Annotated in this window: 12 protein-coding genes and 1 other annotated feature; of the genes, 11 read left to right on the forward strand and 1 reads right to left on the reverse strand. The window is 39.1% G+C overall.

What is annotated here, in order from left to right:
• Positions 1-82: 82 nt before the first annotated feature.
• Positions 83-277, reverse strand: a complete 195-nt coding sequence (locus P4V41_RS19035) for a hypothetical protein (protein WP_066396554.1) — start codon at positions 275-277, stop codon at positions 83-85.
• Positions 278-445: 168 nt separating this feature from the next.
• Positions 446-668: a binding site (T-box leader), on the forward strand.
• A 47-nt stretch (positions 669-715) separates the two neighbouring features.
• Between P4V41_RS19035 and P4V41_RS19040 the strand changes: the two genes are divergently transcribed.
• The 11 genes from P4V41_RS19040 (at position 716) to minD (ending at position 13,468) form a co-directional block, all read left to right on the forward strand.
• Positions 716-3,364, forward strand: a complete 2,649-nt coding sequence (locus tag P4V41_RS19040) for a valine--tRNA ligase (RefSeq protein WP_328086727.1) — start codon at positions 716-718, stop codon at positions 3,362-3,364.
• Between the two features lie 76 nt (positions 3,365-3,440).
• A complete protein-coding gene (locus tag P4V41_RS19045; protein WP_328086728.1) occupies positions 3,441-4,739 on the forward strand; it encodes a folylpolyglutamate synthase/dihydrofolate synthase family protein in 1,299 nt (432 codons plus the stop codon).
• A gap of 120 nt (positions 4,740-4,859) precedes the next feature.
• Positions 4,860-6,569, forward strand: coding sequence for a sensor domain-containing diguanylate cyclase (locus P4V41_RS19050; RefSeq protein ID WP_328086729.1), 1,710 nt, complete (start codon positions 4,860-4,862; stop codon positions 6,567-6,569).
• A gap of 109 nt (positions 6,570-6,678) precedes the next feature.
• On the forward strand, positions 6,679-7,674 hold the full coding sequence (locus P4V41_RS19055; RefSeq protein WP_328086730.1) for a hypothetical protein: 996 nt from the start codon (positions 6,679-6,681) through the stop codon (positions 7,672-7,674).
• Between the two features lie 433 nt (positions 7,675-8,107).
• Entirely contained in the window at positions 8,108-8,698 is a 591-nt protein-coding gene (locus P4V41_RS19060; RefSeq protein WP_328086731.1) for a Maf family protein, read from the forward strand.
• 32 nt (positions 8,699-8,730) lie between these two features.
• A complete protein-coding gene (radC, locus tag P4V41_RS19065; protein ID WP_419181335.1) occupies positions 8,731-9,402 on the forward strand; it encodes a RadC family protein in 672 nt (223 codons plus the stop codon).
• A gap of 72 nt (positions 9,403-9,474) precedes the next feature.
• Entirely contained in the window at positions 9,475-10,512 is a 1,038-nt protein-coding gene (locus P4V41_RS19070; RefSeq protein WP_137788747.1) for a rod shape-determining protein, read from the forward strand.
• Between the two features lie 14 nt (positions 10,513-10,526).
• The gene (gene mreC, locus P4V41_RS19075) at positions 10,527-11,399 is read left to right on the forward strand and encodes a rod shape-determining protein MreC (RefSeq protein WP_328086733.1); all 873 of its coding nucleotides are present in this window, start codon (positions 10,527-10,529) and stop codon (positions 11,397-11,399) included.
• The gene (gene mreD, locus P4V41_RS19080; protein ID WP_328086734.1) at positions 11,399-11,917 is read left to right on the forward strand and encodes a rod shape-determining protein MreD; all 519 of its coding nucleotides are present in this window, start codon (positions 11,399-11,401) and stop codon (positions 11,915-11,917) included. The genes mreC and mreD overlap by 1 nt, the downstream gene beginning before the upstream one ends.
• 63 nt (positions 11,918-11,980) lie before the next feature.
• Positions 11,981-12,658, forward strand: a complete 678-nt coding sequence (gene minC / locus P4V41_RS19085) for a septum site-determining protein MinC (RefSeq protein ID WP_328086759.1) — start codon at positions 11,981-11,983, stop codon at positions 12,656-12,658.
• A 15-nt stretch (positions 12,659-12,673) separates the two neighbouring features.
• Positions 12,674-13,468: a septum site-determining protein MinD gene (gene minD, locus P4V41_RS19090; RefSeq protein WP_066396533.1), complete on the forward strand. Its 795-nt coding sequence runs from the start codon at positions 12,674-12,676 to the stop codon at positions 13,466-13,468.
• Positions 13,469-13,843: the final 375 nt, after the last annotated feature.

A 13,843-nucleotide genomic window follows, 5' to 3' on the forward strand; every position in this document is an offset into this window, starting at 1 on the left:
TACTTTGTCTACAAGCTGAGATCACATATAACGACTATATGTGATCTTTTTTTAGTTTTAAGAAACTATTTAGATTAAAGAATTAAAGAACATCATAAGCGAAACACACATGGAGGATCACTAAGGTTAAAAGGATGATAAAATCAACAGCAGATGGAAATAGTATCGTCCTTAAAAGCTGAAAGACAATAAGTGGCGCAGTCAATTGTCCGATTGTTTGTTTGAGTGTGACAAACCACCCTGGAAAACGTGTTTTTCGAAAATACTTTCTAGACAAGACAAGCCCTCCATTCGCCCATTTTTTATAATTTATGCAACAATATAATTAATGTGAAAGACAGGCTATCACCAAAGGGCGATCAAACGCATAGAATAACTTTTACAAGTTACGGTAATACTATTGACTAAAAACAGATAAGTTGTATAAAATATATTCAGATTCTATATTGTCGCGTAGACAGGGAATAGTACAACATAACACCTTTTAGAGAGAGGATTCATTTGCTGAAAGAATCCTTAAGGAAAGTTAGTTGGAAGTCGCCCTTGAGCATCTTCTCTGAAACACGAAGTAGGAGAAGACGGTCCATCCGTTATTCATGAGTGTACAGCAAGTTTATTTAGACTTGCCGTAAATAAAGGTGGTACCGCGGAGTCCTTTCGTCCTTTTTGACGAAAGGGCTTTTTTGTTTTTTAAGAAATAAAGGAGGAGAATAGAATGACGAACGAACAGAAAGAACTGACGATGCCTACGAAATATGATCCGAAGGCTACAGAAGAAAATCGTTATGATTTTTGGCTGAAAGGTAAGTTTTTTGAAGCAAAGAGTGAAGAGGGTAAACAGCCTTATACCATTGTAATCCCACCTCCTAACGTTACTGGGAAACTGCACCTCGGGCATGCATGGGACACTACCCTTCAAGATATCTTAACCCGTACAAAGCGTATGCAAGGCTATGATGTTTTATGGCTTCCAGGTATGGACCATGCGGGTATTGCAACACAAGCTAAGGTAGAAGGAAAGTTGCGTGAAGAAGGTATTTCGCGCTATGACCTAGGACGCGAAAAGTTTTTAGAAAAATCGTGGGAATGGAAAGAAGAGTATGCAGAGTTTATTCGTAATCAATGGGCAAAATTAGGGCTCGGACTAGATTATTCCCGTGAACGCTTTACATTAGATGAGGGATTGTCTGATGCTGTAAAAGAAGTTTTTGTTACTCTTTATGAAAAAGGCTTGATCTACCGCGGTGAATATATCATCAACTGGGATCCAAAGACAAAAACAGCTCTTTCTGATATTGAAGTTATCCACCAAGATGTTCAAGGTGCGTTCTATCATATGAAGTATCCACTAGCTGATGGATCAGGACATATTGAAGTAGCTACAACTCGTCCTGAGACGATGCTTGGTGATACAGCGATTGCAGTGCATCCGAAAGATGAGCGTTATCAACATCTTATTGGCAAAAAAGCGATTCTGCCAATCGTTGGACGTGAGATAGAGATTGTTGGAGATGATTATGTTGATATGGAATTTGGTTCTGGCGCTGTAAAAATTACACCTGCTCATGATCCAAATGACTTTGAGATCGGGAATAGACACAACCTTGAGCGTATCCTTGTAATGGATGAAGGCGGTCAGATGAATGCTAATGCTGGTGCTTACCAAGGATTAGATAGATTTGAGTGTCGAAAGCAGATCGTAAAAGATCTTCAGGAGCAAGGCGTATTGTTCAAGATTGAAGAACATGTTCACTCTGTTGGACACTCTGAGCGAAGTGGAGCAGTAGTTGAACCATATCTTTCAACACAATGGTTTGTTAAGATGCAGCCTTTAGCAGACGAAGCGATCAAGCTGCAAAAAGGTGAAGATAAAATAAACTTTGTTCCTGATCGCTTCGAGAATACGTATATGCGTTGGATAGAAAACATTCGTGATTGGTGTATCTCGCGTCAACTTTGGTGGGGTCACCGAATCCCGGCATGGTTCCATAAAGAAACGGGAGAGATCTATGTTGGCAAGACAGAACCGACAGACCCGGAAAATTGGGAGCAGGATACAGATGTTCTAGACACGTGGTTCTCATCTGCACTGTGGCCGTTCTCTACGATGGGATGGCCTGACGAGGAAGCGGCTGATTATAAGCGTTACTTCCCAGGAAACGTACTCGTAACAGGTTATGATATTATTACGTTCTGGGTTTCAAGAATGGTCTTCCAATCGATCGAATTTACGGAACAAAAGCCGTTTAACGATGTGCTGATTCACGGTCTCGTACGTGACTCTGAAGGAAGAAAGATGAGTAAATCACTCGGGAATGGTGTAGACCCGATGGACGTTATCGAGAAGTATGGTGCTGATGCATTGCGTTTCTTCTTATCTACAGGAAGTTCACCAGGAAACGACCTTCGTTTTTATTGGGAAAAAGTAGAGTCTACTTGGAACTTTGCTAACAAGATCTGGAATGCATCTCGTTTCGCATTGATGAACATGGACGGTCTGCAATACGATGAGATTGATCTAAGCGGAAAAAAATCATTAGCAGATCAATGGATTTTAACAAGATTGAATGAGACGGTAGAAGATATCACACGTTTGATCGATGCATACGAATTTGGCGAAGTGGGACGTCTGCTCTATAACTTTATCTGGGATGACCTTTGTGACTGGTACATTGAAATGGCGAAACTTCCACTCTATGGGGAAGACGAAGAAGCGAAGAAGACGACTCGTTCTGTTCTAGCTCATGTGTTAGACCAAACGCTAAGATTGCTTCATCCTTTCATGCCGTTTATTACAGAAGAGATCTGGCAGCACTTGCCTCATAAAGGGGAATCGATTACGATTTCTGCTTGGCCAGAAAAGCGTGAAGACCTTCATTTTCCTGAAGCAGCAAAAGAATTTGCGCTGATTACAGAAGTGATCCGTTCAGTTCGTAACATCCGTTCTGAAATGAACGTTGCTCCGAGTAAGCCAGTTGAACTACAGATCAAACCAAAGAATAAAGAGATCCTTTCGGCACTCGAATCAAATCGTCATTATTTAGTTCGTTTCTGTAACCCAGGGGAACTTATTATCTCAGATGAGATTTCAGCACCTGAAAAGAGCATGAGCACAATTTTAACTGGTTTAGAAATGTACCTCCCACTCGAAGGGTTGTTAAATATCGATGAAGAAATTAAGAGACTTGAAAAAGAAGCTGAGAAATACGCGAAAGAAGTAGAGCGCGTACAGAAAAAATTAAGCAATGAAGGATTTATGAAGAAGGCACCTGAAAAGGTTATAGAGGAAGAGCGTGCAAAAGAAGCGGATTATCAAGAGAAATATGATAACGTATTGGCGCGTATTAAAGAACTTCAAAGCTAACACATCATTAAATATGAGGCGGATCCTTATTTCAGCAGGGATTCGCCTTCTTTATGGTTAGAAAGGCGGAATTAACTTGAATTCTTACAGTGAAGCACTAGAGTGGATTCATAGCTTATTGAAATTTGGTATAAAACCTGGCCTGAAACGAGTGGAATGGCTTTTAGAACGAACAGGTAATCCCGAAAAGAAGATAACGTGTATACATATTGCAGGCACGAATGGTAAAGGATCAACGGTTGAATATATTAGAAGCATCATGAATGAAGCGGGTTATTCTGTGGGTACGTTCACATCTCCTTATCTCATTTCGTTCAATGAGAGGGTTTCATTGAACAGAGTACCTATTACAGACGAAGAACTGCTACATTATGCAAGAATCGTTAAGCCTCTAGTTGAAGAAGTTTCTTTAACCAATCTAGGAAGTCCTACCGAGTTTGAAGTGATCACCGTAATCTCACTTCTTTACTTCGCTGATAAACAGCCTGATATTGTTGTATATGAAACAGGGCTCGGGGGTCTTTACGATTCTACTAACGTTATAACACCGATCTTAAGTCTCATCACAAACATAGGCTTTGACCATATGGGCATACTCGGTGAAACTCTAAAAGAGATCGCCTTCCAAAAGGCTGGAATTATAAAGCAGGATGTACCCGTCATTACAACAGCAGATCAAACTGAAGCACGTGAAGTGATTGATCGTAAAGCGAAGGAAATGAACGCAGAGAACTACTTTCTTGATCGTGATTTTTCTGTTGTGCACCTTGAGAGTAAGAATAATGGTGAAAGATTTCTCTATACTGACTCTGAAGATCATGGTGGTATAGAACTAGAGATTTCTATGATGGGAACACATCAGATTAAGAACGCAGGACTCGCGGTGGCAGCTGTTAAGCATTTGACAAGGACTCGTAGATTTGAAATTCCACTTTCTACGTTAACTGATGGACTTCGTAAAGCGAATTGGGCTGGAAGATTTGAAAAAGTATCACAATCACCCGATATAATAATTGACGGAGCTCATAACCAGCAAGGCGTTGCAGCACTTAAACAAACTTTGATCAATCATTATGAATCAAAAAGAATCTTTCTTTTATTTGCGGCATTAGAAGACAAGGCGTATGCAACGATGATGCAAGACTTAGTAAGCGTCGTGTACGAAGCGTGTTTTACGACCTTTGATTTTCCAAGAGCAGCATCTGCAGAACAATTATTGAAAGATAGCCCATTGGAAAATTCATATAGCATCTCTTCTTGGAGAGAGGCATTGCAACATCTAAAAGAGCGATTACAGGAAGATGATATTCTTGTCATTACAGGATCGCTATACTTTATTTCGGAAATTAGAAAAACATTTACAAATTCAGAATAACATTTATTGTAATTTTTTGAACTTTTGATAAAATAAAAGATAATGAATTTGTCCTAGTAAAAAAGATGTGTATTTCAAGCATTTCTTATTTGGAAGGGGGACAAGGTGGTGGCGACTCGTATGGCAAATAGAAAAAAACGTATGATTCTTATAGCGGCGTGGATACTATTATTCCCACTCGCTATTTGGACGGCTGTTCAAATGACAAGTAATCAGCCTGAAATCAATGTAATCGATCTTGGTATAATAAGCTTTTTAGCGATCGTTGTTTCTTGTTTCCCGATCAAAGTGATGAATACGAACATCTCTTTCATGTCTGGAATCAATCTCGCCGTTTTCTTATATTATGGACTAACAGTTGCCTTATATGTAACACTCTTGTCTTTACTCGCGATGTTCATCTCATTAAAAGTTCATGTGATCAAAGAATATTACAGATATATGGCGAACACCCTCATGTTTTCGTGGTTAATCATCTGTGAAAGCACGGTCTTTCATCTCTTAGGAGGTGAAGTGGGACCGTTTGCAGTAGACGAATCTATTAATCTGATCCCTGTAGTGGCTTATGTATTAACAGGGTTAGTTTTAAATCATGTAGGTCTTTACTTTATCGTAAAAGTACTATACGAAGAAGATGTTGCTTTTATTGAGCGTGATGCAGTTTGGGACTTCGTATCCGAAGTATTAGCTATTCCTGTTGGTCTTATGCTATATGTTCTATACTCTCAGCTAGGACGTCCTGGAATCTTTTATGTCGGCCTACCATTTCTTTCATTATCTATCATTATTAATCTCTATCATGTAAGTCAACAGATTAACGATGCTCTTCAAAAAGCCAGTGAGATCGGTCAGCAGCTTTCAGAACATCTAAAGGTAAACCACATATTGGATGTTTTTATAGAAAGACTGATCGGTTTTATGAATGTAGATTTTGCCTTTATATATGATGCGGATGCAGGTGAAAATTTAAAAATCATCCGTCAATATGAAAGTGAAGAAGGTATTCTCACCACAGTTCCTATTAAAAAGCATGAAGCGATCAGTGGAAGAGTGTGGTCGACCGGTAAAAGTATACGCTACAGCAAATTAAAGCCATGGCGGAAAATATCAGAACTTTTCTTTCAAGGAAAAGCTCACTCTGTACTCTCAGTGCCAATGATCAGAAATCAAAAGATCGTGGGAATTATCACCTTTGCTTCTAAAGAAAAACACGCTTTTCAGAAGCATCACCTTATCATCCTGGAAATCTTAGCAAACTATTTGGCAGTAGCGATCGATAATGCAAGGAACTATGAATCCACTAAGTTGAAAAGTGAACAATGTCCTTTAACTGGTTTATATAATTATCGATATTTTGAGAGCATTCTGACCGAAATGTATCAAAATTATGAATATTTCAGAAAGCAGTTCTCAATCATTTTATTAGATATTGATCATTTCAAAAAAGTGAATGATACATACGGTCACCAAAGTGGAAATGAAGTATTAATCCTCTTAGCTAGAAGGCTTGAGGAATTTATAGCTGATCGAGGAACAGTTGCCAGATATGGGGGAGAAGAATTTATTATCTTGCTGCCTGACTCTGGAGACAGAGCAGGTATTCAATTAGCTGAACAGCTTCGCTCTGTTATTTCTGATCAAGGATTTGATATCTACAATGACCTAACCGATCAATGCAGACATACCATTTATATAACTGCAAGTATCGGCGTTGCCACCGCTCCACATCAAGGGGAAGATCCACTTACATTAATGCGGAATGCAGACCGTGCCATGTATACAGGTGCAAAACAGCAAGGAAGAAATAAAGTTGCCGCTTATATCGGATAAAAAATCTAGGGAGTGTAGCCCCTAGATTTTTTTTGTTCCTATCTTTTTTTGTTCTATTAAAACGAAAAAAGCATATGTTTTTAGTAGATGATAGAGAGGAGCGGATGATATGAAACAAGAGATATCCATCTTAATCAATGGTAAAGAAAAAAACTATAGTGAAGATCAAACATCTGTTAAAGAGCAGCCCGCTCATAATGAGGTTGCTGCTGCCATCGAGGAAGTTAACAGAGGCGGATATACGATTTTGGCAACTTCTCTCAAGAAGCATGAAAACTTCTTTAAAAGAAAGAACGGACATGTGTTGAATAAGAGGACAAGCTTTCTTGTTCCGAATAACGGGAAAGGCTTTCCTAAGCAAATTATTGCAGCAATTATTGGGGCTATCGTTACGGGAACGATTTTAGGTGTACTGGTCTTAACGGTATTCTCTTCAGATATCACGGAAGCGGGAGATAGAGTGACAGAGACTTCAGCAGTTCATACAGAAAAAGTAGCTAACTCAGATAAATCAGTAACGATCAGGCCGATAAAATTAGATTTTTCGGCACTTCAAGCAGGCGTCTTCTCATCAAAAGATCGAGCAGAAGGAGTTGTTAAGTCCATAGAAGAGAAAGGATTTTCAGCAGTTATTTTTAAAGCTGAAGAAGAGAAATATTCTGTTATCGTGGGCATTGGAAATGAGAAGCATCAGTTAGATACATTTAATGAAGCTTATCAAAAAGAAATGGATAAGCCACTTTTTAAATCGCTCTCTTTTTCTTTCGATCAATTAAGAACACCAACAAAGCTAGATGAAACTTATTTTACGAATGGTCAGATTTTACTTCAAAATACGCTCACACTTTCTCAAATGCCAGAAGCAAGTGGATCAGGTCTTGATCGGACACTTAGCGATTTTAACAAGTGGAAAGAATATGGAAAAGGGCAGAAAGGCAAGTGGAGTGAAAGTACAACGAAAGCAGCATCAGATTTTGAAAAGCAGCTCGAAGGTGCCTTTCTAGCATTAAGGGATTCGAAAAAAGGAGAACTGAATTGGGCTTTTCAGCAAAAAGTAATGGATAGTCTGCAGTCATATACGAAGCTGCTTGAAACATTAAAATAGACTGTTTTCTTAAACTTTGTTGCTTTTGGAAGTAATTAATTTCATTCCAGATGCTCGGTTTCCGTGGGGCAGGCGGTGAGCCACTTCCACTCCAATCAACTGTCAAACAAGACAAGTATTTGAAAGAAACAATCTTGTAGAAATGAAGAAACTAAAGAAACTTAGTATGGCTCAATTATTGAGTCATACTTTTTTAGTGTCCAACAGTATTGAGTGTGATAGCGTAAAACAACAAAATGTCTTGATTGATAGGTTTTTAGAATTTTGTCGGAATTCGTCTATGAATTTAATCATTTGCCCTCATAAAATGCTGTAAAGAACCGAAAAACTAATAGAAGTATGTTTTTCGGCGTGATTTGTCTAATTTTTACAAGTTTGCTATTGTAAATCTATACGAAACTATACATCAATGTATTAGATGAAAGGTGATTACATGAAACGCCTCATATTAGCCTCTGCTTCACCTCGAAGATATGAACTTCTGTCATTAACGCTACTTCCATTTGAAACGTATCCAAGTACACTTGAAGAAAAAATGGATTATTCCCTTACTCCAAGTCGACTGGTAGAATCACTTGCTGAGCAGAAAGCTGCAGACATTTTTAATCAGAAACCAGATTGTGTGATCATAGGTGCAGATACCATCGTATCTTATCAGAATAATCGACTTGGTAAACCAAAAGATCGGATTGAAGCTGCCAAGATGTTAAGGATGCTTTCGGGTCAAACACATGAAGTTTACACAGGGGTCTGTTTAATAGATCAAACAAAAAAAGTGATTTTCTCTGTTAAGACAAGTGTTACTTTTCACACTTTAGATGAAAATACAATTGATTGGTACTTAAACACCGGTGAACCATTTGATAAAGCTGGAAGTTATGGAATTCAAGGGTCAGGATCGCTATTAGTTGAAAGAATCGAAGGCGATTACTTCAATGTTGTTGGATTACCGATTTCTATGGTGGTTCGATCACTAAAAGATTTCGGGTTTTCATTCACCGAGTCAGTCACGAAGACTGAATAATAGGGGGGACGTAAGTGGTAACGAAGCCGCTTATGATAAAAGATTACCCATTACAGGAGAGACCGAGAGAGAGACTTTTAAATGATGGTCCTGAAGCGCTCTCCAACTATGAATTGTTAGCTATCCTTTTAAGAACGGGTACGAAGCAAATGTCTGCTATCCAACTTGCCCATCACATCATTCAGCAGTTTGAAGGATTAAGGCATCTAAAAGAAGCAACGATTGGTGAATTGAAAGAAATCAATGGTATAGGGTCAGCAAAAGCAGTGGAACTGATGGCTGCCATAGAAATCGGAAAACGTATTAGCCGTCTTCAGTTTGAAGAAAGGTACACGATACGTTCACCTGAAGATGGAGCTAGGTATCTGATGGATGAGCTGCGTTTTTTACAGCAAGAACATTTCGTTTGTTTATATTTAAATACAAAAAATCAAGTACTTTATAAAAAAACGGTATTTATAGGAAGTCTAAATACGTCTATTGTACATCCGCGAGAAGTATTTAAAGAAGGTTTCAAACGCTCAAGTGCTTCGATCATCTGTTTTCATAATCACCCGAGTGGTGACCCTACTCCTAGCAGGGAAGATATTGAAGTGACAAAAAGATTAGTAGAGTGCGGAAAGATGCTAGGAATTGAAGTGTTGGATCACATCATTATAGGTGATCAAAGATACGTAAGTTTAAAAGAAAAAGGATATGTTTAACATTGTCTTTTGTTTCTTCTTTAGCGTATAATCAAACTTATGAGTTTTGCTTGATGAAAGGAGTCTACATAAATGTTTGGTGGATTTTCAAGAGATTTAGGAATTGATTTAGGAACTGCAAACACACTTGTTTACGTGAAGGGCAAGGGTGTTGTTGTGCGTGAACCTTCCGTTGTTGCTTTGCGTACTGACACAGGTTCAATTGAAGCGGTAGGTAATGCTGCTAAGAATATGATTGGCCGTACTCCTGGTAATATCGTTGCCGTACGACCTATGAAAGATGGAGTTATTGCTGACTTTGAAACGACAGCTACAATGATGAAATACTTTATTCAGCAAGCCCAAAAAAACCGTTCAGTTTTTGCACGTAAACCTTATGTCATGGTATGTGTACCATCAGGAATTACTGCAGTTGAAAAACGTGCGGTTGAAGATGCGACTAAACAAGCTGGGGCTCGTGAAGCTTACACAATCGAGGAGCCTTTTGCTGCTGCAATCGGTGCCGATCTTCCTGTATGGGAACCAACAGGAAGTATGGTCGTTGATATCGGTGGAGGTACGACTGAAGTTGCGATCATCTCTCTAGGTGGAATCGTTACTAGCCAGTCAATTCGTATTGCGGGTGATGAAATGGACGATGCGATCATCGCTTATATTAAAAAGACTTATAACCTTATGATTGGTGAAAGAACAGCTGAAACTCTTAAGCTAGAAGTCGGTTCTGCTGGTGCACCTGATGGAATTGAGGATATGGATATCCGCGGTAGAGATTTGTTGACAGGCCTTCCAAAAACGATTACGATTACGGCGGAAGAAGTTTCCAGTGCGTTGCGTGATACTGTAAACAGCATTATGGATGCTGTTAAAGTAACTCTTGAAAAAACACCACCAGAACTTGCTGCTGACATTATGGATCGCGGTATTGTTCTTACAGGTGGAGGTGCTTTATTAAGAAACTTGGATAAAGTAATAAGCGAAGAGACGAAAATGCCTGTTATTGTGGCTGAGAACGCGTTGGATTGTGTAGCAGTTGGAACTGGCCGTGCGCTTGAAAACCTGCACCTCTTTAAATCCAAGGCTGGTATAACTTCTAGATCTAAATCCAAGTAAGTAGGTGTATTTTCATGCCACAATTTTTTTCGAACAAACGCCTTATCATTCTGCTAGTTAGCATCATCATTCTAGTAGCTCTGATTGGTTTTTCGATGAAAAAAAGGGAAAGCCTAACCTTACCTGAACAGTTTTTAAAAGATTCTGCAGGACTAACACAAACGATTTTCTATAAACCCGCTAATACACTAGCGGGTTTCTTTGAGAATTTAGCTGAAATGAAGCAGCTCTACAAAGAGAATCAAATGTTAAAAGCTAGGTTAGATGAGTACGCAAAACTTTATGTACAGTATGAGGAAGCTAAAAAAACAAACGAAACACTTAAAGCACAATTAGACAAAGAAGAAGATCTTACCGACTTTAAAGTGAGAGAAGGTACTGTGATCGGACGCTCCCCTGATCAGTGGAATCAATTTATCTACATCAATAAAGGGGAAAAAGATGGTATTAAACCGAAGATGGCAGTCATTTCACCACAAGGGTTTATTGGCAAAGTTACTAATGTTTCTTTGTTTCAATCAACCGTTCAGTTGATTAGTGACAATGACCGTACGAATCGTTTCTCTGCCATCGTTCAAGGTGAAAAGAACATCTTTGGAACGATTGAAGGTTATGATGCAAAAAAACAAGCTTTGGTGTTTAAGAAGATTCCGGTAGATGCGAAGATTAAGAAAGGCCAAAAGGTTATCACCTCTGGTCTCGGAGATGTCTTTCCACCAAATCTACTCATTGGAGAAGTAATCGATATTGAACCAGATGAAGTGGGATTGACACAAACGGCTTATTTAAAGCCTTCAGCAGATCTTTATGATATTGATCATGTGATGGTGCTTGAACGCGAAATGCCTGCAGTGGATGAAAGTTTAAGAGAAAAGGAGGAAGAATGATGAAAAAAGTCTTTCTTCCTTTTCTTATCTATCTAGCATTTATTAGTGAAAGTTCTTTAGTACAAGCTTTTTTGCCTCAGGATAATAGTATGGATTGGCAGCTTGTCCCCCGATTTTCGATGGTATTAATCTTGTTTGTTGCTATGTATGTAAACACCACATACGGACTGTTGTATGGGCTTGCTTTTGGTTTGCTCACTGACCTTCTCTATACAGACATCATTGGTGTTTATTTGTTCTCTATGGCTGCTACGGCCTATATTACATCAATCTTTTCAAGGTATTTATTTGGGAACTTAATCGTGACTTTACTTCTGTCCGTAGTAGGGGTTTCCATATTAGAGTTTTTTGTATACGGTTTGAACAGTCTTATAGGGATCAGTACTCAGATGTTAGATGTATTCCTGTATAAAAGATTGTTGCCTACCCTCATCTTAAACGGTTTCTTTGCGATACTCATTTATTATCCGTTTGTAAAGCAGTTGAACCAAATAAAAGATACTCTAAAAGAAAACTAACTTTTGCGAAGAGGAATTTAGACCTAGCTGTCGAATGTTAGTACGTTGAGGTGAACAATGGCAATGGTACAAAAACTCCAGCACAACGTAACAATTAAAGGAACAAAAGATGGCCTCGTTTTATTGTTGGATGATAAGTGTTCTTTCGATCTATTAATCGAGGAGCTTAATGATAAATTAACCGCCGGAAGCAGCCAAATGTTAAGCGGACCTGTTATATCCGTTAAAGTAAAAGCAGGAAATCGTTATTTGACTGCGGAACAAGAAGAAAAGTTAACAGAAGTTCTTAAACAAAAAGAAAATCTTATTCTAGATGATTTTGATTCAAATGTTATCACAAAAGCTGAAGCTGAAGAGATGAGAAAAGATGCTCAAGTTGTGACCGTATCAAAAGTCGTCAGATCAGGTCAGGTACTTGATATCCAAGGAGACCTGCTTCTGATCGGCGATGTAAATCCAGGAGCAACTGTTATGGCGACAGGGAATATTTATATTCTTGGTTCGCTAAAAGGAATTGCTCACTGCGGCACGAAAGGTAACGAAGAAGCGATCATTGCAGCATCCGTAATGAAGCCTTCTCAACTAAGGATTGCTCATTATATTAATAGAGCGCCAGACTCTTATCCCGAAATAGGCAATGAGATGGAGTTTGCTTACATATCCAATGAAGAAAAACAGATTCGTATTGATCGAATCAATGCTGTTCATCGATTAAGACCGAAACTGAACAGTTTGCTATAGAAAGGGGAATGAAGCATGGGAGAAGCAATAGTCATAACGTCTGGGAAAGGTGGAGTCGGTAAAACGACGACTTCTGCCAATTTAGGGACTGCTCTAGCTCTTTCTGGAAAAAAAGTATGTCTTGTAGATACTGATATCGGGTTGAGAAACTTGGATGTATTAATGGGACTTGAGAATCGAATCATCTATGATCTTGTTGATGTTGCAGAAGAACGCTGCAAGCTTAAACAAGCATTAATAAAAGATAAGCGCTTTGAGTGCTTGTACCTGCTCCCAGCAGCTCAAACAAAAGATAAATCTTCCATTACCCCTGAACAAGTGAAGAAAATCGTTCAGGAATTAAAACAAGACTATGATTATGTCATTATTGACTGTCCTGCCGGTATCGAACAAGGCTTTAAGAATGCCATTGCAGGTGCGGATAAATCAATCGTTGTAACAAACCCTGAAACTGCTTCTATGCGTGATGCTGATCGCATTATTGGGCTTTTAGAACAAGAGGATATGGAACCGCCTAAACTGATTGTAAACCGTCTTCGCAATCATCTTGCCAAGAACGGTGATATGTTAGATGTTGATGAAATCGTTTCCGTGCTTTCTATTGAGCTTCTTGGAGTCGTGATCGATGATGAGAACGTGATAAAAGCTGCAAACAAAGGTGAACCCGTTGCGTTACAGCCTGACTCAAAAGCTTCTATCGCTTATCGAAATATTGCAAGAAGAATATTAGGTGAGTCTGTTCCGCTTCTGTCACTAGAAGAAGACAAAGGTTTCTTTGGAAAGATCAAAACATTATTAGGTATGAAATAAAGCATCGGCTTCGCGCTGATGTTTTTTTATTGGGCATATTCCTCTGTAGATTTTTGAAAGTGGTTGATTTCCGTTCCAGGATGCTCGCTTTCCGGGGGGCGTGCGGTGAGCCACCTCGACACTTTGTGTCCTTAGGTGTCTCACCTGTCCCGCTGATCCCCCAGGAGTCTCGCACCTTGCACTCCAATCAACTTGCCAAAGATGTTTTCCCAAAGCTTTTTCACTCACCATTGTTGTTCTTGAAGTCGGTTATTGATTTTCAGGATGATTGTTTTTTAGATTTGATCATCTCACGCTTATGAGTGCAAGTAGCACACCGGTCGCCCCGCGGAAAGTGAGCACCAGTAACGGAAATCAACCACTTACGAAAACAAC

It is taken from the genome of Fictibacillus nanhaiensis, from assembly GCF_036213205.1.
Classification (GTDB): Bacteria; Bacillota; Bacilli; order Bacillales; family Fictibacillaceae; genus Fictibacillus; species Fictibacillus nanhaiensis_E.